General features: G+C 60.8%; 21 protein-coding genes, 2 tRNA genes and 1 other RNA gene. 19 read left to right on the forward strand and 5 right to left on the reverse strand.

From position 1 onward, the window contains the following. Positions 1-479: 479 nt before the first annotated feature. Complete coding sequence (locus RM533_RS10115; protein ID WP_311341117.1) at positions 480-824, forward strand: hypothetical protein; 345 nt, start codon at positions 480-482, stop codon at positions 822-824. Between the two features lie 535 nt (positions 825-1,359). Here the strand turns inward: RM533_RS10115 and RM533_RS10120 are convergent. Then, a tRNA-Pro gene (locus RM533_RS10120) sits at positions 1,360-1,436 on the reverse strand. A gap of 200 nt (positions 1,437-1,636) precedes the next feature. Between RM533_RS10120 and yajC the strand changes: the two genes are divergently transcribed. From yajC to secF, 3 genes are read left to right on the forward strand one after another with little or no spacing between them, the layout of a single operon-like run. Further along, positions 1,637-1,969 (forward strand): preprotein translocase subunit YajC, encoded by a 333-nt coding sequence (gene yajC, locus RM533_RS10125; RefSeq protein WP_311341118.1) that lies wholly within the window; start codon positions 1,637-1,639, stop codon positions 1,967-1,969. A gap of 8 nt (positions 1,970-1,977) precedes the next feature. Further along, entirely contained in the window at positions 1,978-3,576 is a 1,599-nt protein-coding gene (gene secD, locus RM533_RS10130) for a protein translocase subunit SecD (protein WP_311341119.1), read from the forward strand. A 10-nt stretch (positions 3,577-3,586) separates the two neighbouring features. Next, positions 3,587-4,573, forward strand: coding sequence for a protein translocase subunit SecF (gene secF, locus RM533_RS10135; protein ID WP_311341120.1), 987 nt, complete (start codon positions 3,587-3,589; stop codon positions 4,571-4,573). 93 nt (positions 4,574-4,666) lie between these two features. Here secF and RM533_RS10140 read toward each other — a convergent pair whose 3' ends face one another. After that, entirely contained in the window at positions 4,667-5,239 is a 573-nt protein-coding gene (locus RM533_RS10140; RefSeq protein ID WP_311341121.1) for a helix-turn-helix domain-containing protein, read from the reverse strand. 105 nt (positions 5,240-5,344) lie between these two features. Here RM533_RS10140 and RM533_RS10145 point away from each other — a divergent pair, with 105 nt between their 5' ends. After that, a complete protein-coding gene (locus RM533_RS10145) occupies positions 5,345-5,824 on the forward strand; it encodes a DUF6456 domain-containing protein (RefSeq protein WP_311341122.1) in 480 nt (159 codons plus the stop codon). 20 nt (positions 5,825-5,844) lie between these two features. Here the strand turns inward: RM533_RS10145 and RM533_RS10150 are convergent, their stop codons facing one another. Beyond that, the gene (locus RM533_RS10150; RefSeq protein WP_311341123.1) at positions 5,845-7,677 is read right to left on the reverse strand and encodes an ABC-F family ATP-binding cassette domain-containing protein; all 1,833 of its coding nucleotides are present in this window, start codon (positions 7,675-7,677) and stop codon (positions 5,845-5,847) included. Positions 7,678-7,830: 153 nt separating this feature from the next. Between RM533_RS10150 and RM533_RS10155 the strand changes: the two genes are divergently transcribed. From RM533_RS10155 to RM533_RS10170, 4 genes are all read left to right on the forward strand, one after another. Further along, entirely contained in the window at positions 7,831-8,529 is a 699-nt protein-coding gene (locus tag RM533_RS10155; RefSeq protein ID WP_311341124.1) for an SIMPL domain-containing protein, read from the forward strand. 46 nt (positions 8,530-8,575) lie between these two features. Then, positions 8,576-8,902, forward strand: a complete 327-nt coding sequence (locus tag RM533_RS10160) for a PepSY domain-containing protein (RefSeq protein ID WP_311341125.1) — start codon at positions 8,576-8,578, stop codon at positions 8,900-8,902. Between the two features lie 193 nt (positions 8,903-9,095). Further along, the gene (locus RM533_RS10165; protein ID WP_311341126.1) at positions 9,096-9,773 is read left to right on the forward strand and encodes a response regulator; all 678 of its coding nucleotides are present in this window, start codon (positions 9,096-9,098) and stop codon (positions 9,771-9,773) included. Between the two features lie 136 nt (positions 9,774-9,909). Then, positions 9,910-11,259 carry a sensor histidine kinase gene (locus tag RM533_RS10170; protein ID WP_311341174.1) on the forward strand — a complete coding sequence of 450 codons (1,350 nt, stop codon included), beginning with the start codon at positions 9,910-9,912 and terminating at the stop codon, positions 11,257-11,259. Positions 11,260-11,261: 2 nt separating this feature from the next. Here RM533_RS10170 and RM533_RS10175 read toward each other — a convergent pair whose 3' ends face one another. Next, a complete protein-coding gene (locus tag RM533_RS10175) occupies positions 11,262-11,579 on the reverse strand; it encodes a chorismate mutase (protein WP_311341127.1) in 318 nt (105 codons plus the stop codon). Positions 11,580-11,764: 185 nt separating this feature from the next. Between RM533_RS10175 and RM533_RS10180 the strand changes: the two genes are divergently transcribed. The 7 genes from RM533_RS10180 (at position 11,765) to lon (ending at position 20,567) form a co-directional block, all read left to right on the forward strand. After that, complete coding sequence (locus RM533_RS10180; RefSeq protein ID WP_432265060.1) at positions 11,765-12,724, forward strand: polyprenyl synthetase family protein; 960 nt, start codon at positions 11,765-11,767, stop codon at positions 12,722-12,724. A 7-nt stretch (positions 12,725-12,731) separates the two neighbouring features. After that, positions 12,732-15,233 (forward strand): ATP-dependent helicase HrpB, encoded by a 2,502-nt coding sequence (gene hrpB / locus RM533_RS10185; protein ID WP_311341129.1) that lies wholly within the window; start codon positions 12,732-12,734, stop codon positions 15,231-15,233. Positions 15,234-15,266: 33 nt separating this feature from the next. Continuing rightward, positions 15,267-15,545 (forward strand): ETC complex I subunit, encoded by a 279-nt coding sequence (locus RM533_RS10190; protein WP_311341130.1) that lies wholly within the window; start codon positions 15,267-15,269, stop codon positions 15,543-15,545. Positions 15,546-15,647: 102 nt separating this feature from the next. Next, positions 15,648-15,742, forward strand: an RNA gene (ffs, locus tag RM533_RS10195) — signal recognition particle sRNA small type. A gap of 107 nt (positions 15,743-15,849) precedes the next feature. Next, entirely contained in the window at positions 15,850-17,607 is a 1,758-nt protein-coding gene (locus tag RM533_RS10200) for a DNA polymerase III subunit gamma/tau (RefSeq protein WP_311341131.1), read from the forward strand. Positions 17,608-17,654: 47 nt separating this feature from the next. Continuing rightward, entirely contained in the window at positions 17,655-17,999 is a 345-nt protein-coding gene (locus tag RM533_RS10205; RefSeq protein ID WP_311341132.1) for a YbaB/EbfC family nucleoid-associated protein, read from the forward strand. Between the two features lie 126 nt (positions 18,000-18,125). Then, positions 18,126-20,567, forward strand: coding sequence for an endopeptidase La (gene lon, locus RM533_RS10210; protein WP_311341133.1), 2,442 nt, complete (start codon positions 18,126-18,128; stop codon positions 20,565-20,567). A gap of 119 nt (positions 20,568-20,686) precedes the next feature. On the opposite strand, the gene RM533_RS10215 is transcribed toward lon, so the two are convergent. Further along, positions 20,687-21,499 carry a TrmH family RNA methyltransferase gene (locus tag RM533_RS10215; RefSeq protein WP_311341134.1) on the reverse strand — a complete coding sequence of 271 codons (813 nt, stop codon included), beginning with the start codon at positions 21,497-21,499 and terminating at the stop codon, positions 20,687-20,689. 155 nt (positions 21,500-21,654) lie between these two features. Here RM533_RS10215 and RM533_RS10220 point away from each other — a divergent pair. The 3 genes from RM533_RS10220 to RM533_RS10230 all read left to right on the forward strand — a co-directional run bounded on the left by RM533_RS10220 (position 21,655) and on the right by RM533_RS10230 (position 22,616). Beyond that, positions 21,655-21,740: transfer RNA gene (locus RM533_RS10220), tRNA-Tyr, on the forward strand. A 184-nt stretch (positions 21,741-21,924) separates the two neighbouring features. Then, the gene (locus RM533_RS10225) at positions 21,925-22,422 is read left to right on the forward strand and encodes an Arm DNA-binding domain-containing protein (protein WP_311341135.1); all 498 of its coding nucleotides are present in this window, start codon (positions 21,925-21,927) and stop codon (positions 22,420-22,422) included. 29 nt (positions 22,423-22,451) lie between these two features. After that, entirely contained in the window at positions 22,452-22,616 is a 165-nt protein-coding gene (locus RM533_RS10230) for a hypothetical protein (RefSeq protein WP_311341136.1), read from the forward strand. The last annotated feature ends 2 nt before the right edge of the window (positions 22,617-22,618 follow it).

The raw sequence follows: 22,618 nt of genomic DNA on the forward strand, positions 1-22,618 counted from the left end.
CTTGGTCCAGAAGGCTGTCTCGCGGCGATTGCTGACGTGCCGGCGATGAAATCCGGAGCCTTGGGCTCGGGAGCAATAGTGGGTGTGGGAGCTTGGCGCGTGCAGGCTGCGGAATGTTCCCTTCGTGTTGGTGGCTCGTTGCACCAAGCAGTGCGGGTGCTCAAAACGAAGCCGCCAGACCGATGGAGAAACAGGCCGCAATACCAGCCTTGCTTGCACCGCGCGGCACTCTGCCCAAACCTTTGTCATGGCATTGGAAGGCACCGCGCGGAATCGCTGGAGCGATGAGGAGGTGGTGCTCGCGCTCTACCTTTATTTCCAGCTGCCGTTCGGGAAGTTGCTTTTGGGCAATCCGGAGATCCGGACGCATGGTGGAAGGCTCACATCTCCGCGGGCAACTCGCTCAGTAAGGCGAGGTAGACCGAACTGTCATAGCTGTGCCGCATGGGTGTCGACATTCCAAACACAATGAATTTGGATTGGAAGATCGACGTGAAAAAGGCGCCCGCCCAGCTTCCCCCTTGCCGTTCGAGAACAGATGCACCTGCTTATGGAACGGCTCGCGCTCACGTCGAAGCGCAGTTCTCAACGCTAAGAAGCTCTCGCACACCGAGTATTCTCCCGTTGGGCAACGCATCCGGCGCGACAGCGCAATCATCTCCCGGCCTGAGCTCTCTCATCCGCTGTTCGCCGCAGGATTTTCCGTCGAGTTCTTGGCCAACTGCGCCAATCTCGTGCGGTTGATCGGTTCGTCAATTCAGGCGGCGTCGCTGCTTTCGGATTTGGCCGACTCTCCGGAAGAAGTGAGAGCGGAAGAATACTGACGAGCAATCGTTGCTCAGCTGGCCGGTTCAGATATTCGATCTGGGGCTCAGTCCGCTGCCTGGACTGATTGTTGGACCAGAAGAATGCAACGCTATCAAAGATCAGGGCGGTGATAACAGGGGCGTGGTACTCTGGCGCGAAAGCGATTGCGATAGCGAGCAGGCACCAGCCAATTGACCCGCTACGGGCAATTGCAAGGTTCCATTGTCCCCCGCGCCTGCTCGGGCGGCGGCCTGCATTTTTCCGTCACATCTGACCAAATGATTGCATCGAAGGCGGCTCCGGTAAGCTTCTTCAGGAACGCCACGAACCCGTCCCTCACCTGCATGATTTCAAATGTCTGAGGGAGAGCTGTTCCTGCTTTCTGGCGGCGAAGCTGTGTCGCCAGAGCGCGGTTACAATTTCAGACCGCAGATTGTGTGCATCCGCAATGCAACGCGCATTACGCTATTGCTGTGGATTGCACCACTGGGCACCACCGGACCAAAAATGCTCAGCAAAGTTCGGGGGATCGTGAGCTAAATCCTTGTCCACTGGTCGGGACGAGAGGATTCGAACCTCCGACCCCCACACCCCCAGTGTGATGCGCTACCAGGCTGCGCTACGTCCCGACCATGCCGGACCTATAGGTTTGCACATGACGCTTGGCAAGCCGAACAGCGTTGTCAATTTGAGCGGTTCGAACCCAGGCATGTGTAATGCCTCATTTGTTGCCACGGTTCGGCATTGCTGCTAATCGCCTCCGACATGAAGTCTGCCGAACAGCAGCATCGATTGACGATTTTTCTCTCCAAGCTGGTAATTTTCCTATATGAACAGCCCGGAAGTACTTCTTGCCGCAGCACCAGTTGCGAGCGGCCCTCCTGCAATCATGAACCTGCTGCTGCTTGTTGCGATGGGCCTGATTTTCTGGTTTCTGGTTTTTCGTCCTCAGATGAAGAGGCAGAAGGCGCATCAGGCAAAGATTGCAGGCCTCAAGAAAAACGATCGGGTGGTTACCGCAGGTGGTCTGGTTGGCAAGATCGTGAAGCTTGATGATCAGTTTGTCGAGATTGAACTTGCCCAGAATGTTCGGGTCAAAGCTGTGCGTCAAACGATCGGTGACGTTCTGCCAGCTAACGGCAATCTGCCGGCAAACGACTGAGATAATCAATGCTCGATTTTCCCCGCTGGAAAGTCATCTGGCTGATCACGATCACCGTTCTTGGCGTGTTCTTTGCCTTACCTTCTCTGGTATCGCTGGCAGGCGGCAATTGGCCGAATTGGCTTCCTGACCCGGAGGTAAACCTTGGGCTTGATCTGGCCGGCGGCAGCCACATCCTTCTTGAAGCCGATGTCGAGCAAGTCCGCGCGCAGCGGCTCGAATCGATGGAAGAAGACGTGCGACGGGTTTTGCGCGACACGTCGCCACAGGTTCAAACCGGCGAGATCTCCCGTTCGGCAGGCCGTCTTACGTTTATGGTAGAAGATAGCGGGCAGATTGATGCGGCTCGTGAAGCACTTCTGCCGCTTACAGAGGGTGTTGGGCTGACTGGACAGCGCGACTGGACAATTCGTGTCGCTGACGGAACGCGCATCATCCTGGCGCCAACTGACCAAGGTCTTGAACAATCCATTGAACTGGCGATGGACACAGCAACTGACGTGGTCCGCCGTCGGATTGATGAACTTGGCACGCGAGAGCCAACCATCATTCGGCAGGGCAGCGACCGTATCGTGGTGCAGGTGCCCGGTTTGCGTGATCCTCAGGCCTTGAAGGATCTTCTTGGCCAAACCGCCAAGCTGGAATTCAAGCTGGTGGATCAGTCCGCAGCACCTTCTGATCTGACGCAAGGGATTGCTCCGCCCGGAAGCCAGTTGCTCAATTTCGCTCCTGGCGCCAATCAACAGGGGCAGATCGCGGTCAAGAGACTTGGTGGGATCCAAGGCGATCAATTGACCGACGCAAGGCAGGGCTATGACCAGAACGGCGCACCTGTTGTTAACATCACTTTCAATCAGGAGGGTGGCAGGCGCTTTGCTCAACTCACAACGCAGAACGTCAACAAGCCGTTCGCCATCATTCTGGACGGAGAGGCTCTGTCCGCTCCCAATATCAACGAACCCATTCTTGGCGGCACTGCGCAGATCAGCGGCGGTTTTACTGTAGAAACGGCAAATGCGTTGGCTATCTCTCTTCGCTCAGGCGCTCTTCCGGTGGACCTGCAGGTCGTGGAGGAGCGTACCGTCGGCCCTGATCTTGGCGCAGATTCCATTCGCAAGGGCATGCTCGCCCTGATCGTGGGCGGCGCCGCGGTGATGGCTTTCATGGTCGTGACCTATGGGCGTTTCGGCGTGTACGCCAACTTCGCCATCGTGCTCAACGTCCTGATGATCTTCGGGATCATGGCAGTTCTGGGATCGACCCTGACGCTGCCGGGTATTGCAGGGTTCGTCCTGACGATCGGCACTGCCGTTGATGCAAACGTCCTGATTAACGAACGTATCCGCGAGGAGCGTCGCAGGAACCGCCGGGTCTTGCAATCCGTCGAAGTCGGGTACCGGGAAGCGCGGCGGGCAATCTTCGATGCCAACATCACCAATGTCATCGCAGGCGTCCTCCTGTTTCTGTTCGGCTCCGGTCCGGTTCGCGGTTTTGCCATCGTTCTCATCATCGGTATCGTCACGTCCGTGTTCACTGCCGTGACGCTGAGCCGGATGTGGGTTGCGCGCTATCTGCGCAAGCGGCGTCCCGCTGAGCTGCAGATTTAAGGGCGGCTATATGAAACTTGTGAAACTCGTCCCTGATGACACCAATATCAGTTTTCTGCGCCTGCGTGTTCCGTTTTACGTCGTATCCCTGATCCTTGTGATCGCAAGCTGGGCGCTGGTGGCGGTAAATGGTCTGAATCTCGGAGTAGATTTCGTCGGCGGTCAGATGATCCGTGCAACCTTTACTCAGAGCGCGAATGCGCCAGTGGCGGATCTGCGCCGTGAAATCGGTGCGCTGGATTTCGGCGACCCAATCATCCAGAGGTTCGGGCAGCCGAACGAAGTGTCGATCCGGATGCGTTTGCCAGAGGCTACAGAGGATGGCAGCGACGTCATCGTACTTGCCGATCGCATGACGCAGCAGATTACCGCTGCAATGAAGACGGCCTATCCTGACGTTCGGATCGATGGCGTGGACTCTGTTTCGGGCAAAGTGTCGGATGAACTGTTCAACACAGGCATGCTGGCTTTATTGGCGGCAATGGTCGCTATCGCCATTTATATCTGGGTCCGATTTGAGTGGCAGTTCGGTGTAGGCGCTTTGCTGTCCCTGCTGCACGACGTGTCCCTTACCATGGGATTTTTCGCAATAAGTCAGCTGGAATTCGACCTCAACATCGTTGCCGCGATCCTCGCGATCATCGGCTATTCCTTGAATGACACCATCGTCGTTTACGACCGCATCAGGGAAAATCTGAAGAAGTTTCGCCGGATGCCGCTGGAGGAACTTCTGGATCTTTCGGTAAACGAAACCTTGGCACGGACGGTTGTTACCTCACTGACAACACTGATGGTGCTGATTGCGCTGTTGACGCTTGGTCCCGATGCGACTTTCGGTTTTGCAGCAGCGATAGCGCTTGGCATCTTCATCGGCACCTATTCATCAATCTACATGGCAGCGCCCATCCTGATCTGGCTGAAGGTCGATGCCAACAGTTTCGTGCCGAAAGAAACCGCCATGGATCGACAGGAGCGGATTGCCCGCGGAGAGGCTTGACAGCCGGTTAGCTATTGCCAAGCACAAGGTGCGGCCGTGCTGAGGATTGAAGCGGTGCGGGACCCGGCACCTTGATGATATCTTACAGTATGATCAAAGCGGCCGGGTAAGCAGGACTGCCACTGCCATCCACGGTGGAGCCGGCATGGTGATCGGCTCCTGGCCGACGCCGTGCGGCGACACACAGATTGATGTGGCATTCTGATCAAGCAGCCTGCCGAACACATAACGGCCACTTGTTCTGGGCACCAGAACATCGCGATTGGTCGCCCGGGTTGCATCTTCCAGCGCCACCTTGCGCACCCAGATCTGGTCTCCTGTGCGGTATTCGCCCACACTCCCTGTTACCTCGATCATGCTGATTGCCGGACCTCCCATCAGGCTTGTGGGCGCAATAGCCTCTCGTGTCCTCGTCAGCGCCTCTGCGCCTGCTCCATCCAACACGGCTATCACCATGGAAGGTTCATCATCCACATGCGACAGCAACATCTGCGGAGAGACGTCGAGCGCGCCGGCAAGCCTGTTCAACCAGTCAATCGAAAGCGTGCGCATGCCGGTTTCAAGGCGTCCGACAGTCTGGGCCGTCGTAGGTGGCGAGCAACGCTCGGCCAGTTCCGCCAATGTCAGGCCCTGACCCTGCCGCACGGCGCGAATGCGATTGATCATTTCAAAATCATCCTGTCCCGATGTTACCGCGCTTAGGTTTTTATTTTCCTACAATGACAGCCTTGCGCCAGCGTCGTCTCATTACGGCGCAGAAGGAACGGCGATATGACGGGTGACTACGCAATTCGCGAACTGACCAATGCAGGATCGCGCCCTGGCGGTTCTACACCAGCAACAGGCGCGCGAACTGCCCGTGTGAACCTTCGCGAATCGCCGCTTACCTGGCTTCACTCACGCGGCCATTTATCCGATCGGCAGCTGGACGCCGGCGAACGGCTGCGGTCCGATTATGAACGGGCGCAAATGGCTCCTTCGGTCACGATGCGCTGGGATGCTGTCCGCATCAAGGGCTCTGGCGACGGCGGGCTTGCGCCTTCGGAGCGGCAGATTGCCGCAAAAACCCGGTTCCATGCTGCTCTTGATACCGCAGGCCAGGACCTGTCAGACATATTGTGGCGAGTGGTGTGCGCCGGAGAAAGCCTGATTGACGCAGAAAAGGCGCTATCGTGGCCCACAAGGAGCGGCAAGCTTGTCCTGAAAATCGCGCTGGACCGGATTGCTGCCTATTACCGCATACAGGGTTGATCCGATCTGGCCGCAGATCGTCAGCCAAGCGCCTCCACCTGTTCGGCAAGTTCCAGCCACCGTTCTTCGGCCGCTTCCTTCTGCGCCCGCTTGGCATCGAGTGCAGCCGTCAATACTTCGAAACCTTGCGGATCGCGTGTGTAAAGGTCAGGATCAGCGAGCGACGCCTCATCGCGCGCTATCGCATCTTCCAGCATCTCGACCTGCCGCGGCAGAAGATCGTAGTCACGCTGGTCCTTGTATGACAGCTTGGTTCGCGTGGAGGCGATTGCGCTTACCGGTGCCTTTGCGTGCGACGCAGGCGTGGCGGCGGCAGCGGACTGGGTCGGGGAACCTGCCCGACGAATGCGCTTTGCCTCCCAGTCAGCATAACCACCTGCAACAATATCGACCATGCCGCTGCCGTCGAGACCCAGCGTCATCGTGACAGTCCGATCAAGAAAGTCGCGGTCATGGCTGACCAGCAGGACAGTGCCATCATAATCGGCAATCACCTCCTGAAGAAGGTCAAGAGTTTCCAGGTCCAGATCATTGGTAGGTTCATCAAGGACCAGCAGATTGGAAGAGCGCGCAAACTCCCGCGCCAGCAACAGCCGCGACTGCTCACCTCCTGACAGGGTGCCCACACGCGCATCGGCAAGCCCCGGGTCGAACAGGAACTCCTTCAGATATCCCTGAACATGTTTGCGCACGCCGCGCACATCAATCCAGTCACCGCCTTCAGCCAGCACGTCGCGCAGGCGCTTTTCATCGGAAAGAAGGCTGCGCTGCTGATCGATAAGGACGCAGGAGAGGCTGTTGGCCAGCGTGACCTTGCCTTCGTCAGGTGCCAACTCACCGGTCAGCATTTTGAGCAAAGTGGTCTTGCCCGTGCCGTTGGCGCCTACAATGCCGATCCGGTCGCCGCGCTGGATGCGAAGATCGAAATTGCGGATGATCGTGCGTCGGGCCTCTCCCTCGCCGAAATATTTGCTTACCCCTTCGGCCGTGATGACTGCCTTGGTTTTCACGTCGTCGCTTGTGATCGCGAGGCGCGCAGTTCCCTGCGTCGAGATCATTGCGGCACGGGCGGCGCGCATTTCATACAGCTTTTCAAGCCGACCCTGGTTGCGCTTGCGACGCCCTGTGACGCCGCGCTCCAGCCAGTGCGCTTCCAGCTTCAGCCTTGCGTCCAGCTTCTGCGTCGCGCGGGTGTCTTCGGTCTGGACCTGCTCCTCCCACGCTTCATAGCCGCCGAACCCCACTTCCTTGCGTCGCAGAACCTTGCGATCAAGCCAGAGCGTGGCGCGCGTGAGCCGGGTCAGGAAAGTGCGGTCATGGCTGATCGCGATGAACGCACCTCTGAAACGGCCCAGCCAATCTTCCAGCCATTTGATGGCCGCAAGATCGAGATGATTGGTCGGCTCGTCCAGCAGCAGGAGGTCAGGATCTAGCGCAAGTGCGCGTGCGATTGCCGCCCGGCGCCGCTCGCCGCCACTGGCACTTTGCGCATCGCGCTCCATGTCGATGCCAAGCTGGCCGGCAATCGTTTCGACCTCATGGCGGGCAGGGGCAGCATCGCCATGGAGCGCAAAATCCATCAGCGAGCGATAAGGCGTAAAATCATGCTCCTGCTGCAGCAAGACGATGTTCGTCCCCGGCTGCATCACCCGCTTGCCGCGATCAGCCTCAAGCGTGCCGGCCACCAGTTTGAGCAGCGTCGTCTTGCCCGCTCCGTTTCGTCCGATCAACGCCAGTCGGTCGCGTGGTCCGACATGGAGGTCGAGGCCATCAGTGCCCGGTCCGCCAAACAGCCATCCGCCGCCCTGCTGAAGGCCAAGCCCGTCCCAGCTCAAGATCGGTGCCTGTGCCATAAGGCCGCACGTAAGGACGAGGTTAAGCTTGCGCAAGCCATGGAGAAGCAGACATGATGCATGCGTATGTGCACAAGCATCACTGATGGAGAAATTGTCCCTATGCGCGCCTCCGCCTTGCATTCCGTTTCCGTCCGGCAACGCGCCGCACTGTTGGCCGTACTGATGTTGCCAGCCGGTCTGTCCGTACCTGCCCACGCCGCCGAGGTGCAGGTGCAGGTCGCCGGACCGGCAATCGAGCTTGCCGTCAGCCAGACCGTGCTTGCCGACCCCGACATGGCCACTATCAGCGCAGGGGTCACTACACGCGCGCCCACCGCGACCGCGGCGATGCAGCAGAATGCACAGGCCATGCAGCAGGTCATCGGCAGGATTGCCGCACTCGGCATCCCCGATCGCAAGATCCAGACCACGGGTGTCACACTCAACCCGCGCTACGATTATCGTAATGACGATCCGCCGAAGTTCCTCGGCTATGACGCCAGCAACACGGTCCGCGTCGAACTGACCGACATTGCCCCTATTGGTCGGGTTCTTGACACACTAGTCGAGGCAGGAGCAACCAATCTGTCCGGCCCCGACTTCGGCTTGCAGGACCCTGCACCGGCCCAGGCACAGGCACGAAGCAAGGCGTTCGAGACTGCACAGGCGCGCGCACAGGAATTTGCCCGCATGGCAGGCTATGCCGGCGTGCGGTTGCTGGCCGTTCAGGAAATAATGCACAGCGCCCGGCCCATGCCCATGCAGGAAGCAATGCTAAGCGCGCCGCGTGATGCAGTCAGCACGCCCGTCAAGCCGGGTCAGGTAGGCACTGCGGTCAATCTGACGGTAAAGTTCGAGATGACCCGCTGATCATTCAGACCTTGTTCAATGGGCGGGTGTCAGGCAGACTGCCATTATGCCTCGCCTCGACAACAATCTTGTTCTTGCCTTGCTGGCGATCTGTGTCGGCGGGTTGACCGCGACCGGATTTTCGGTGCCGGCATCTGCCGATCCCAACCAGCGTGACGGGCAGGTGGAGGCAAGGCGGGAATTGCGCGCGGGCAACGTGCAGACCTTGCGTCAGATAGAATCGCGCGTGCTGCCTCGCATGCGCGACATGGATTATCTGGGCATGGACGAGTTTGTGGCCAGCACTTACCGGCTCAAGTTCATTAAGGATGGCCGGGTGGTGTTTGTGGATGTGGATGCCCGGACCGGACGCATCATCAACGTCTTGAGGTGATGTGAGCGGCCCGGCCGAGGCTGTTCCTGCTTTTCCTCGGTCACTCTTCGGAGTGGATGATCGTGATGGCCAGTTGCGTTCGCTTTTAGCCATGGAAAAGGCCGTACAGGCAGTCGGTCGGACCTTTACCCGATGTCGTCCGTTCTTTCCGCCAGAAGCGGCGTGGGTGCGTTGCCATGAAGGGGGATCTTGAATGCGCATATTGATTGTGGAGGATGAACCCACGCTTGGTCAGCAGCTCAAGACAACTCTGGAACAGACCGGTTATGCCGTCGATCTTTCCGCCGATGGCGAGGATGGCCATTTTCTTGGCACGACAGAGGAGTATGATGCGGTCATTCTTGACCTTGGCTTGCCAGAGATCGATGGGCTTACGGTGCTCAACATGTGGCGCCGCGACGGCAAGACCTTCCCCGTGCTCGTGCTGACTGCCCGCGACAGCTGGTCAGACAAGGTAGCCGGACTTGACGCAGGGGCCGACGACTACCTTGCCAAGCCGTTTCAGACAGAAGAGCTGATCGCACGGTTGCGGGCGCTCATCCGCCGCTCGACGGGCAATGCCACATCGGAACTTGTCGCCGGAGAAGTGCGGCTGGACACCCGTTCGGGCCGGGTAACACTCGATGGCGAGCCGGTGAAGCTCACCGCGCAGGAATACAAGCTGCTCTCCTATCTCATGCATCACAAGGGCAAGGTCGTCAGCCGCACAGAACTGATCGAACATATCTACGATCAGGATTTCGATCGAGATTCCAATACAATCGAGGTTTTCGTCACCCGGATCAGGAAGAAGCTGGGATCCGATGTCATCACCACCATCCGCGGACTTGGCTACAGCCTTGATGATCCCGCTGACGCGCCGCGCGGCTGACATGCCAGCGCTGGCAGCCGCTGCTCGGGACAGCAGCAATGCCAGCGTTCGTGCAGCACGGCTGGGCGATTACAGGGATCGCGGGTTCAAGGAACCGGTCGCGCCATCCGCAGAGCAGCAGCCAGAACAGCAGACAATGCCCCCCCGCGGCCATACGGGGTCATTGTCCCGCCGCATGATGCTGATTGCATTTGCTTGGATCTTCATTCTCCTGCTTGCAGGCGGAGTGGCGCTCGATCGCACCTTGAGCAGCCTTGTCACTCGCAATTTCGATGAACAGCTCGAATACATGCTGACCGCCATGGTGGCATCTGCCGAGATCGGTCCTGGCGGGGAGGTGTTCTTTTCCCGGCCATTGGGCGATCAGCGTTTTCTGGAACCCAACAGCGGACTTTACTGGCAGATTGCCGGCAAGGGTCACGACGATTTCCCTTCCCGCTCCTTGTGGGATCGCACGCTGAAGGTGCAGGCGGCCGGTCACATGAATCCCGTTGTCTATGACAGCTTCGAATTTGTCGGCGAGCCGTTGCGGGTCATGCAGCGGCCTATCATTCTGCCGGACAGTGATACGGTCTGGTGGTTCACGGTCGCTGCATCACGCGGCGAACTCGATGTGCAGATCGCGCGGATCCGCTCGATCCTCGTTTACAGCTTTGCAATTCTGGGTGTCGGGCTTGTTCTCATGGCCGCCATGCAAACCTGGCTGGGATTGTCCCCGCTACGGGGCGTACGCCGCGCAATTCAGCGCATCCGCGTCAGCGGTGCAGCCCGCGTGGACGAACCGCTGCCGCTCGAGGTGCAACCCATGGTCGACGAACTGAATGCGCTGCTTGCTCATTCCGAACGACAGGCCGAGGAGGCGCGCACCCATGCCGGCAACCTTGCCCATGCACTCAAGACGCCGCTCACCGTGGTCAACAATGCGGCTGCTGCCCATGCGCCTGACCTTGATGCAGTGGTGCAGCGCGAAACGGCAGTCATGCGCCGACAGGTCGATCACCACCTTGCGCGTGCACGCGCGGTTGGCCGTCGGGCAAGTGGGCAGGCCCGGGCCGAAGTCCGCGCGTCTGCCGAAGGTGTGGAAAGAGCCGTTGCACGCCTCTACCCCAAGGTTCGCTTCGACATTGGCGGTGCGCACCACGTCGTCGTGGCTGTCGAACGGCAGGATTTGGACGAACTGCTCGGCAATCTCATCGAGAATGCTGCCAAATATGGTGGCGGCAGCGTGTTTGTTACGCTTGATGCGCGACCGCAAGCCGAACAGTGCGAAATCTGGATCGAGGATGACGGGGCTGGCATCGCCGAAAATGAGCGTGCCCGCATTTTCGACCGGGGGGTGCGGCTCGACACCAACAAGCCGGGAACGGGCCTTGGGCTTGCCATCGTGCGCGACGTAGCGGAAATTTATGGCGGCAGCGTTACCCTGCATGAAAGCGAGGACCTTGGCGGCCTGCTTGCCCGATTGCGCCTGCCACGCCCGGCCTGAGATCAGCGAAGGCGCGCAGTTTCGTGGTGGCGAATCACCTCGTCAATGATGAAGCGCAAGAATTTTTCGCTGAATTCAGGATCAAGATCGGCTTCTGCGGCGAGATTGCGCAGCCGTGCGATCTGCCGCTCCTCGCGCGCGGGATCGGCCGGCGGCAGTGCTGTCTGCGCCTTGAACCTGCCGACAGCCTGCGTGATCCGGAACCGTTCGGCAAGCATGTGCACCAGCGCTGCGTCGATATTGTCGATGCTGCGGCGAAAGGCGGCAAGCACCTCCTCGGGCGGGCGGGCGCTTTCATCTGTGTTCGCTTGTGCGTTCATGAACAACAGCCTAGCAGGCGTGGATGCCGCCGTGCAAAGCGAATTGGCGCACGATTGATAAATCTGCACCTGACCAACTTCTGTCCTTGCGTTGCGTGCGCATCGCCCCCAAACGAACCAGCGTGAGTGCAAGCGTGCATAGACTGTATCCAGGCGAACCGGCGCAGGCTCCTACCCTGACGCCGATGTTGTCGCTGACTGCCGATGGCATGGGTGGCGTGAACCAGATCATCCTTGACCGGATGCAATCCAAGATCCCGCTGATTCCTGCGCTTGCCGGCCATCTGATCGCAGGCGGAGGCAAGCGGATGCGTCCCATGCTCACGCTGGCAAGTGCAGCCTTGCTGGAATATGAAGGGGTGCGCCATCACAAGCTGGCAGCGGCGGTCGAATTCATTCACACAGCAACGCTGTTGCACGACGATGTCGTCGACCGCTCGGACATGCGTCGTGGCAAGCAGGCGGCAAACGTCGTGTTCGGCAATCCTGCAGCCGTGCTCGTCGGAGATTTCCTCTTTTCCCGCAGCTTCGAGCTGATGGTGGAGGATGGCAGTTTGAAGGTTCTGAAGATCCTCTCCAGCGCCAGTGCCATCATTGCAGAAGGCGAAGTCGATCAACTTACCGCGCAGCGCCAGGTCGAAACGGGCGAGGAACGGTACCTGCACATTGTCGGCGCGAAGACCGCCGCCCTGTTCGCTGCCGCCTGCCGGATTGCCGCTGTGGTGGCAGAACGCGATCCCAAGGTAGAACAGGCACTGGACGATTACGGCCGCAATCTGGGCATCGCCTTCCAGCTTGCAGATGATGCCATCGACTATGATTCCGAAGTCGGTGAAAGCGGCAAGGACAAGGGCGATGATTTCCGGGACGGGAAGATGACCTTGCCTGTCATTCTTGCCTACGCGCGTGGTAATGAAGCCGAACGCAGCTTCTGGCAGGAAGCCATCCGTGGCCGGAGCGTGGACGACGATGATCTTGCTCACGCCATCGCGCTGATTGCGAGGCACGATGCGGTCAGGGATACGCGCGAACGTGCGCGTCACTTCGCCAACCGGGCTATTGATGCGATCTCGGGCTTCCCTGTCAATGCTGCTCGCGACGCAATGATCGAGGCGGTGCAATTCGCAGTATCCCGCCGCTTCTGAACTCGCCATGGCGGACGCGCCACTTCCTGTAAAAGCCGTCATCGGGCAAGTTGCCGAGGCCTTGCGCGCAAGGGGCAAGGCGGTGTTGATCGCGCCGCCGGGTGCCGGCAAGACCACCGGCATCGCTCCAGCCTTGCTGAACGAGACTTGGTGCAGCGGCTCCATCCTCCTTCTCAGCCCGCGCCGGGTTGCCGCCCGGGCCGCTGCCGAACGCATGGCGGCACAGATGCAGCAGCAGGCAGGGCAGACGGTCGGCTATGCGACCCGCATGGATAGCCGGGTGTCTGCCGTCAGCCGCATCATTGTCATGACAGAGGCAATCTTTGTATCGCGCATCACCAGCGATCCTGATCTGGCAGGGATAAGCGCAGTGCTCTTCGATGAGGCGCACGAACGTCATCTCGACAGCGATCTGGGTCTTGCTTTGGCGCTGGAAGCGCAGAGCGTGCTTCGCCCGGATCTTCGCATCCTCATCATGTCGGCAACGATTGATGGCGCGCGCTTTGCCGAGCTGCTCGGCGATGCAGCGGTGGTGCAAAGCGAGGGCCGTTCCCATCCCCTTGCCATTGTTCACGACGGCGGCGGCGCGGATCAGCGGGTGGAGCACAGAGTCGCGCGGGCGGTACGCAGGGCCTGGGCAGATACTGCCGATGATCCATCGCGCGATATCCTCGTTTTCCTGCCCGGTGTGCGCGACATCGATCGCGTGCACGAGATCCTCGCACCGCAGCTTCCCGAAGCTGCCCTGCTGCTGCTGCACGGTCAGGTTGCACCGGCAGAGCAGCGGCGCGCACTCGTCCGCGACAAGCAGGGCAGGCGGCGGATAGTACTCGCCACTGCCATCGCCGAAACATCGCTGACGCTGGACGGCGTCTCGATCGTGGTGGATGCAGGGCTTTCCCGTCGGGCGAGGTTCGATGCCGAAACGGGGCTTACGCGGCTGGTGACAACCCGGGCCAGCCAGGCATCGGCGGCGCAGCGGGCTGGCCGGGCAGCCCGCCAGCGGGCGGGCACCTGCTACCGGTTGTGGGAGCAGGCGGCGAGCAGTGGCATGCCATCCTTCGATCCGCCGGAGATCTTGGGCGCCGACCTTGCGCCCATGACGCTCACCCTGGCAAAATGGGGCACCCGTGCAGAAGATCTGCGTTGGCTCGATCCCCCGTCACCTGCTGCACTGGTGGTCGCGCGCGCCGGGCTGCGGGCACTGGGTGCAATCGATGAAAATGACGCATTGACCCCTCATGGGACGCAGTTGGAAAGCATGGGACTGGCACCGCCGCTGGCAGCCATGGTGCTGTACGGCGCCCGTCATGGCGCATCGCAGACTGCGGCAAGGCTCGCCCTGCTGGTACAGGAGCGGCGGCTGGGCGGCACAAGCGATGATTTGTCGGTCCGGCTTGCGCAATGGAACCGCAGCACGGACGCGCATGCGGATGCCGCACGGGCTCTGGCAGCCGGATGGGCAAGACTGGCCCAGCAGATTGCCAATGTGCCCGACAGGTCTCCATCAGATAAACCCCTGCCACATGAAGTGCCGTCGTGCGGCGTCCTTCTTGCGCAAGCCTTTCCAAAGCAGGTGGCGCGGCGGCGCGACGCTTCGGGCGAATATTGGCTGACCGCTGGTGGGCGTGGCCTGCGCCTCGATCCCGCTTCCGCGCTGGCACGCAGCGAATGGCTGAGCGTCACGGCCGCCCAAGGAGAAGCCAGCGGGGCGCGGATCATGGCTGCCACGCCGCTCGAACCAAAGGCAGTGGAACAATGGCTTACGCAGAGGATTGACCGCCGGTCTGTCCTGCGGTGGCACGAGGGCCGGGTCGAGGCGCGGGTGCAACGCCGCTTGGGCGCGATCACCTTGGCCGAAGGGCCGGATCCGAACCCTGACCAAGAAGCCATTGCCGCCATGCTTGTTGCGAAATTGCGCAGCGCGGGCCTTGATGCGCTCCCACTCGGCACTGCATCCCAGGCTCTGTTGATGCGAGCGCATTTTGCAGGTCTGGAAGAGCTGGCACCGACGACTTTGCTGGCAGAAGCGGAGTGCTGGCTCCTGCCGCTTGTGGGCGGCAGCCGCAGCCTTGGCGATCTTGACGTGTCGGCAATTCACCATGCGCTCTACGCGCGGCTGGACTGGACGGCGCGGCAGACGCTCGAACGAGTGGCACCGCCGCTGTTTGTCTCGCCTGCCGGATCATCGCACCCGATCGACTATGCAGCGCCTGGTGGACCGCAGGTGACCTTGCGGGTGCAGGCGCTGTTCGGCCTCGACCTGCACCCCCTGTCGGGCAGTCCGCCGCGACCGCTGCTCCTGCAGCTTACTTCCCCTGCCGGACGGCCAATCCAGGCGACCGCCGACCTGCCGGGGTTCTGGCGCGGCAGCTGGGTCGATGTACGACGCGACATGAAAGGTCGGTATCCCCGCCATCGCTGGCCGGAACGGCCCTGGGAGGAGGCGCCCAGTCTCAAAACCCGGAACGCCTTCGAAAAAGGGCGTACAGGGGGCCAGCAGGCTTGATTTCACCTCAGTGATGCGCCAATCGCGAAAGCCATGGCAGCACGCATCTATCAGCGCCCTAAAAGCGCCATGCAGTCCGGTCGGGCACGCACCGACGATTGGATCCTGGAGTTTGAAGCGTCGGAGGCAAAGAAGCCCGATCCCTTGATGGGGTGGGCAGGATCTGGCGATACCCGGGCCCAGGTACAGCTGCAGTTTGCAACCTGCGAGGCGGCCACTGCCTATGCCGAAAAATACGCCATCGCGGCCCATGTTCTGCCCACGCCACCGCGCCGGTTGAAGATCCAGGCCTACGCGGACAATTTTCGCTGAAAAGAGGCGGATCGTCGCGTGGCAGCACTGTCCATGCCGCATCTATTGCCAAGTGGTTCGCATTGCCCTTGCCAACGCTGCCGACCAACGGCATAGCCCGCGACGGGAGTCGGGTGGACGCTTGCGTTCGCCAACCTGGTCAGATCCGGAAGGAAGCAGCCACAACGGATTGCTGCGGGTCATCCGGCTCCTTTTTCCCGCGCTTGCCACGCGGGCCCGCGCAGCAGTTGCACGCTGTCTGGCAACCATCCGGGACGTCGTGAAATCTTCGACAAACTGCGCGCTCACCACTAGCTTGTGACTTATGGATGATTCCCCTGAGTTCTTCGGCGCAGCCGACGGTGGCCATGCCGGTCCGGCGCCGGTGCAGCCTTATCGCGTTCTGGCACGCAAATACCGGCCTCGCAACTTTGCCCAGCTGATCGGTCAGGACGCCATGGTGCGCACGCTGGCCAACGCCATCAGTCGCGACCGGCTGGCGCATGCTTTCTTGATGACCGGGGTTCGCGGTGTCGGCAAGACATCCACCGCGCGGCTGATTGCCAAGGCGCTCAACTGCATCGGCCCCGACGGTGCTGGCGGGCCGACGATCGAGCCGTGTGGCCAGTGTGAGCCGTGCGTCGCAATCGGCGAAGGGCGGCACATCGATGTGATCGAGATGGACGCGGCCAGCCACACCGGCGTCGATGACGTGCGCGAAATCATCGAGGCGGTGCGCTACGCCGCCGTTTCGGCACGGTACAAGATCTACATCATCGATGAAGTGCACATGCTGTCGCGCAACGCGTTCAACGCCTTGCTCAAGACGCTCGAAGAACCGCCTGCGCATGTGAAGTTCCTGTTTGCCACAACCGAGGTCGACAAGCTGCCGGTGACGGTGCTCTCACGCACGCAGCGTTTTGATCTGCGCCGCATCACCGCGCCGATGCTGAAGGATCATTTCGCCTGGATCTGCCAACAGGAGGACGTGGAAGCAGAAGACGAGGCACTCGCCATCGTCGCGGCCGCTGCCGAAGGATCGGTGCGGGACGGCCTTTCCATTCTGGATCAGGCAATCGCCCATGCCGACATGGCGAGCGACGGCAAGGCCGCAATCGTTACGGCAGCGCAGGTGCGCGAGATGCTCGGCCTTGCAGACAAGAGCGTGCAAGGCCGCATGTTGGAGGATCTGCTCGGCGGCAAGGGCGCGGCGCTGCTTGATGGCGTGGAGCAGCAATATGCGCTCGGCGTGGAGCCTGTCGCGCTGCTGCGCGGACAGATGGAGCTTGTCCATCGTATCACTTTGCACCAGCTTGCCGCCACGGCCACAGAAGCAGGGTTGAAAGGTGCAAGGGGGGAAGCGGCTGCCGCTGCCGATGGCGATATTGTCGAGCAGTTTGCCGCCAGGCTTGGCGCGGCGCAGCTGCACAGGCTCTGGCAATTGCTTTTGAAAGGCTATGAAGAGGTGCGTACTGCGCCTGATCCTCTGGTTGCAGCGCAGATGGCGCTGCTGCGGGTGATGCACGCTGCCGACATGCCGGACCCCGGAACACTTGCGCGACAGCTGGAATCATTGACCGCCGGTGCAGCATCAATCGCCGCAGGATCGGTGGATCCAGAGACGTCCCGGCAGGGGCAGGCAGTTGTTCCTGCCACCGCAATGTCGGCCCTGACGGTGGCAGCGTCACCGCCTCCTTCCTGGGCTGATCTGGTTGCGCAGGTGGAGGACGCAGGAATGCTGCAGGCGGGGCAGATCATGCGCGACTGGGTGCGCGTCGTTGCGCTGACGCAAGGCAGCCTCGTGTATCGACCAGCGCCAGGATATGACGAAGATCTGCGGACAGAATTGCGCGATGCACTGTCGCGTGCCACGGCAGAACCGTGGACCGTGGTGCTGGCCGAAGCAGGCGTAGAAGCGCAACCCTCGCTTGGCGAAGCTGCAAAGGCGCAGGCACAAGCGGAACGGGACATCGTTCGCAACGCTCCGCTGGTGCAAGCTGCAATGGCTGCATTCGAAGGCGCACAATTGATGGAAGATGCAGAAGTCGCCGCGGTGCATGAACGCAAATGGCACCGGGCTTAGCAACAGCAATGGTCTGGAATGGCCTGACACAATCAAGGAGTGGCACGATGAAATCGATGGAAGAAATGATCCAGGCTGCACAGCAGGCGGCCGAGACGATCCAGAAACAGATGACCGATGCGCAAACGACGCTGGACAACATCGAGGTCGAAGGCGTGTCGGGAGGCGGCCTCGTCAAGATCCGCAGCACGGCCAAGGGCCGCATCCTCGGTGTCAGCATCGATGACAGCCTGATCGTGCCTTCTGACAAGCAGATGCTGGAGGACCTGATCACCGCAGCCTTCAACGATGCGCGCAGCCGCGCCGACAATCGCGCCAACGAAGAAATGCAGAAGATCCAGTCGCAATCGGGTCTGCCGCCGGGCTTCGATTTGTCCAAGCTGGGTCTTTGAGCGCCGCGGCACGGGAACACGCCTGCTTGCGCGTTCGCGGGGCGCTCCCATATCTGGGGAAAGCACTTTTGCAGACAGAAAGACCGTGCGCTTAATTTCCCGCCCGGCAGTTTGGACACATGATCAATGGCAGATTTTCCGCTTCTTCCCTTGCGCGACATTGTCGTTTTCCCTGGCATGGTGGTGCCGCTGTTCGTCGGCCGGGAGAAATCCGTGGCCGCGCTCGAGGCAGCGATGGCGCAGCCCGGCACTGCCGAGGATGGTGCAGGTGCTGCTGCAGATGAGGAGGATGGCGCAGGCGACAAGCGCATCCTGCTCGTCGCCCAGCTAGATCCTGCCTGCGATGACCCCGCTGAAACGGACCTTTATGACGTGGGCGTGGTTGCCAGCGTTCTTCAGCTACTGAAACTTCCTGACGGCACCGTGCGGGTGTTGGTGGAAGGTCAGGAGCGTGCCACACTGCAGTCTGTAAAGGACACGGGCGAAATGCTGTTGGCCGAGGCAGAGATGCTCGACGAGATCACCGCTTCCGGCAACGAAGCTGCCGCCATGATGCGGCAGGCGACCGAGCAGTTCGGCGACTATGCCAAGCTCAACAAGAAGCTGTCATCCGACGCGGGCGAACAGCTTTCCGAGATCGACGATGCCTCGCGCCTTGCCGATGCGATAGCCGCAAACATCGCGGTCAAGGTATCGGACAAGCAGGCCATGCTGAACGAACGCGATCCGCTGAAGCGGCTGGAAATGGGCATGTCGTTCATGGAAGGCGAGCTTGGCGTGCTGCAGGTCGAACGGCGCATCCGCGGCCGGGTCAAGCGGCAGATGGAAAAGACGCAGCGCGAATATTATCTCAACGAGCAACTGAAAGCGATCCAGTCGGAGCTGGGCGGCGAAGGTGACGACGGCGATGAACTTTCCGAGCTTGCCGAAAAGATCGCAAAGCTGAAGCTGTCGAAGGAAGCCAAGGCCAAGGCCACTGCCGAGCTGAAGAAGCTCAAGGCGATGCAGCCAATGAGCGCGGAAGCGACCGTAATACGCAATTATCTTGACGTGCTGCTGGGCCTGCCGTGGGGCAAGAAGTCGAAGCTGAAAAAGGACATCGGCCAGGCGCAGGAAGTCCTCGACGCCGATCACTATGCTCTTGAAAAGGTAAAGGATCGCATCGTCGAATACCTTGCCGTACAAGCGCGCACCAACAAGCTGAAGGGGCCGATCCTGTGTCTGGTCGGACCTCCAGGCGTTGGCAAAACGTCGCTTGGCCGGTCGATCGCGCGTGCAACGGGGCGGGAATTTGTGCGCCAGTCGCTGGGCGGGGTGCGGGATGAAGCCGAGATCAGAGGGCATCGCCGCACCTATATCGGTTCCCTGCCGGGCAAGGTAATCACCAATCTGAAGAAGGCCGGCACGTCCAATCCGCTGTTCCTGCTCGACGAGATCGACAAGCTGGGGCAGGATTTCCGGGGCGACCCTGCCTCTGCGCTGCTGGAAGTGCTGGACCCTGAACAGAACTCCAGGTTTCAGGACCATTATCTGGAGGTCGATTACGACCTTTCTGACGTGATGTTCGTGTGCACTGCCAATTCGCTCAACCTGCCGCAGGCGCTGCTCGACCGCATGGAGATCATTCGCCTTGAAGGTTACACCGAAGACGAAAAGGTAGAAATCGCCGAGCGTCACCTCATCGAAAAGCAGGTAGAGCAGCACGGGCTGAAGGAAGGCGAGTTCACGCTGACCAATGCGGCGCTGCGCGATCTTATCCGCTATTACACCCGGGAAGCAGGAGTGCGCACGCTGGAGCGGGAAATCGCCCGCCTGGCGCGCAAAAGCCTGCGGCGGATCCTGGAAGGCAAGGAAACCAGCGTCACCATCACACCTGAGAACCTTGGCGACTTCGCGGGCGTGCGCAAGTATCGCCACGGTGTATCCGACGAGGAAAATCAGGTCGGTGCGGTCACCGGTCTTGCCTGGACCGAAGTTGGCGGCGAGTTGCTGACTATCGAAAGCGTGACCGTTCCTGGTAAGGGACAGGCACGCACGACTGGCAAGCTTGGCGAAGTCATGAACGAAAGCGTGCAGGCGGCTTTCAGCTTTGTCAGGGCGCGCGCACCTGCCTATGGCATCAAACCGTCCATCTTCCAGCGCAAGGATATCCACATCCATCTGCCCGAAGGGGCGGTGCCAAAGGATGGACCCAGCGCCGGTGTCGGCATGGTGACATCGCTGGTATCGACGCTGACCGGTATCCCCGTGCGTGCCGATGTCGCCATGACCGGCGAGGTTACGCTGCGGGGGCGGGTGCTGGCGATCGGCGGGCTGAAGGAAAAGCTGCTGGCGGCTCTGCGGGGCGGCATCACCACTGTCCTCATTCCGGAGGAGAACCGCAAGGATCTGGTCGAGATCCCGGCAAACATTCTTGACCGGCTGAACATCGTTCCTGTCAGTCACGTGGATGCGGTGCTGGAACTGGCGCTAGCAGAGCCTACGCGGCCCATCGAATGGAGCGAGGCTGATGATCTTGCCAGTCAGCCCGTCCCTGCCACCGGCGTCATTTCGGCCACCGCACATTGATCTGACCCCAGCGGCAACGGTCCGCGATGATGGCGCCTTATCTGGTTACGCTGTCTTGAACATGGGCGCATCACGCGTGGATGTGCCCATGCGGGCGCATGGCCAGTCAAGCGGTCCGGTCAGATGTTGATGTGTGGCCGCATGGCACAGGCATAAAGCGCGATTGCCGCCGCGTTGGAGACGTTGAGGCTTTCCACCGCGGTTGCAATCGGCAGTCGCGCGATCTGGTCGCAATGCTGACCGATGTTGTAACGCAAGCCGTCACCTTCCGCGCCCAACACCAGCGCAACCGGGCCGCTGGGCAGTGCCTTTGAAAGGTTCGTCTCGCCATCGCCGTCAAGCCCGATGCGCCAGTATCCGGCGTCGGCCAATTCATCGAGTGTTCTTGCAAGATTGACCACGCGCACCCACGGCAGTGTTTCCAGCGCGCCTGAAGCTGCTTTCGCCAATACTCCTGTCTCACTTGGCGCATGCCGGTCCTGCGTCACCAGACAGGCAGCGCCGAACGCTGCGGCGGATCGCATGATCGCACCCACATTGTGCGGATCAGTCACGTGGTCGAGCACGACGACCGGTGCGTTGGCCTCGCCCGCCGCTACATCGGCGACAAACCTGTCGGGCAGCGGCGCGCATTCGAGCACCAGGCCCTGGTGCGGTGCGTCGCGGGCGACCATCCTCCCTAGGTCCGCGCTTTGAGCATAGGCAATGCCCGTTTGCGCCGGCATCGATAGATCATCGTTTGCAAGCAAGCCATCGATCGCTTCGCGCGTGCCCCAGATCTTGATGATGTCGCGGTCCGGATTGGCAAGCGCGGCGGCAACGGCATGCTGTCCCCACAGACGCACCGGTGCCGCGCCTGAACGACCGCTCCCGCGGCCGCCCTGCATCCGCCCTGCGCGACCGCGCAACGCCCGCTGGTCCTTTTTTGCCATGTTCCTGTTCAATCCCTGTGTCTGCGCAACGCTCCTGCCAGCCTGCCTGTTGACAGGCAAGCACCGCTTCGCCAAAGGAGCGCGGCACGGCCAGAGGGTAATCGGATTCCCTGGTTCCGCCGCGAAGCCTTTTGCTTTGCAGCATCGCCCTGTGTGGACAGGTGGCCGAGTGGTTAATGGCAGCAGACTGTAAATCTGCCCGCGAGAGCGTACGCTGGTTCGAATCCAGCCCTGTCCACCAACTTCTTATTCGCCAGCATCCGCAAAAGATCGTGGAAGTCCCGAAAATCTTAGCGAATCGTCCCCCTGCGTCCGGTGTCGTTCGCATACAGCCGGAGCAAAGTGTGGGGGAAGTGTGGGGGTAAATCGGCTTTCCCCCACACATTGGCCTCTCAAAATGGGGTCGGAAAGTGTGGGGGAACGCAATGGGCAAGCTTACGGCGCTGGCAGTCAGGGCAAATCTCTTGAAACCCGGCACCTATCAGGACGGTGACGGTTTGTTTCTTAAAGTGCGGGCGAACCGTGACGGCGGAGCAGGCAGTGCGCAAGGGCTTGTGCGGATCCAGTGTGACGGAAAGCGCCAAACTGTGAGGCTGGGTAGCGCCAAGATCGTCTCGCTGGCACAAGCGCGCGCTAAAGCGGACGAACTGCGCAACGCGATCAAGGTTGGAAAGCGCGACGTTCTGGCCGAGAAAAAGGACGAAGCTGCGGCCAGGGTGACGTTCCGCGTGGCTGCCCGCCAATATCACACCGAGAATGCGGCCATTCTTGCAGTAGCGGGCGCTAAACGGGGGCTGCAAGGAAGGCTCTGGCCAAAGCTGCGGCGGCCTTACGAGCAAGATCCCAATGCGCACTTAGGCCCGCGGTGGAGCCGCAGGCGTGCGCAGAACACCGTCAGGGACGCCCTCCTGGCTTCGGCCTGACCGGCGACGAGGTGTCCTGGTGTCGTGCTGTGCCCCAGTTGCTTGATTTGCCGGTGAACCCTCTCAAGGCGCTGCTCGCCGATAAGGGATACGACAGCGACGCCGTCCGCGAAACACTGCTGCTGCACAACATCCTCCCGGTCATCCCCGAGGCCAACCGCCGTGATCCAGCTTCATACGAATATCGGCGCTAACC

This window comes from Croceicoccus esteveae (assembly GCF_031846435.1).
GTDB lineage: Bacteria > Pseudomonadota > Alphaproteobacteria > Sphingomonadales > Sphingomonadaceae > Croceicoccus > Croceicoccus esteveae.

Excerpts from the sequence above, each read along its gene's own strand:
- yajC (WP_311341118.1), top strand. The coding sequence starts at position 1,637 with ATGAACAGCCCGGAAGTACTTCTTGCCGCAGCACCAGTTGCGAGCGGC.
- secD (WP_311341119.1), top strand. The coding sequence starts at position 1,978 with ATGCTCGATTTTCCCCGCTGGAAAGTCATCTGGCTGATCACGATCACC.
- secF (WP_311341120.1), top strand. The coding sequence starts at position 3,587 with ATGAAACTTGTGAAACTCGTCCCTGATGACACCAATATCAGTTTTCTG.
- RM533_RS10140 (WP_311341121.1), bottom strand. The coding sequence starts at position 5,239 with ATGATCAATCGCATTCGCGCCGTGCGGCAGGGTCAGGGCCTGACATTG.
- RM533_RS10145 (WP_311341122.1), top strand. The coding sequence starts at position 5,345 with ATGACGGGTGACTACGCAATTCGCGAACTGACCAATGCAGGATCGCGC.
- RM533_RS10150 (WP_311341123.1), bottom strand. The coding sequence starts at position 7,677 with ATGGCACAGGCACCGATCTTGAGCTGGGACGGGCTTGGCCTTCAGCAG.
- RM533_RS10160 (WP_311341125.1), top strand. The coding sequence starts at position 8,576 with ATGCCTCGCCTCGACAACAATCTTGTTCTTGCCTTGCTGGCGATCTGT.
- RM533_RS10165 (WP_311341126.1), top strand. The coding sequence starts at position 9,096 with ATGCGCATATTGATTGTGGAGGATGAACCCACGCTTGGTCAGCAGCTC.
- RM533_RS10170 (WP_311341174.1), top strand. The coding sequence starts at position 9,910 with ATGCCCCCCCGCGGCCATACGGGGTCATTGTCCCGCCGCATGATGCTG.
- RM533_RS10175 (WP_311341127.1), bottom strand. The coding sequence starts at position 11,579 with ATGAACGCACAAGCGAACACAGATGAAAGCGCCCGCCCGCCCGAGGAG.
- RM533_RS10180 (WP_432265060.1), top strand. The coding sequence starts at position 11,765 with ATGTTGTCGCTGACTGCCGATGGCATGGGTGGCGTGAACCAGATCATC.
- hrpB (WP_311341129.1), top strand. The coding sequence starts at position 12,732 with ATGGCGGACGCGCCACTTCCTGTAAAAGCCGTCATCGGGCAAGTTGCC.
- RM533_RS10190 (WP_311341130.1), top strand. The coding sequence starts at position 15,267 with ATGGCAGCACGCATCTATCAGCGCCCTAAAAGCGCCATGCAGTCCGGT.
- RM533_RS10200 (WP_311341131.1), top strand. The coding sequence starts at position 15,850 with ATGGATGATTCCCCTGAGTTCTTCGGCGCAGCCGACGGTGGCCATGCC.
- RM533_RS10205 (WP_311341132.1), top strand. The coding sequence starts at position 17,655 with ATGAAATCGATGGAAGAAATGATCCAGGCTGCACAGCAGGCGGCCGAG.
- lon (WP_311341133.1), top strand. The coding sequence starts at position 18,126 with ATGGCAGATTTTCCGCTTCTTCCCTTGCGCGACATTGTCGTTTTCCCT.
- RM533_RS10215 (WP_311341134.1), bottom strand. The coding sequence starts at position 21,499 with ATGGCAAAAAAGGACCAGCGGGCGTTGCGCGGTCGCGCAGGGCGGATG.
- RM533_RS10225 (WP_311341135.1), top strand. The coding sequence starts at position 21,925 with ATGGGCAAGCTTACGGCGCTGGCAGTCAGGGCAAATCTCTTGAAACCC.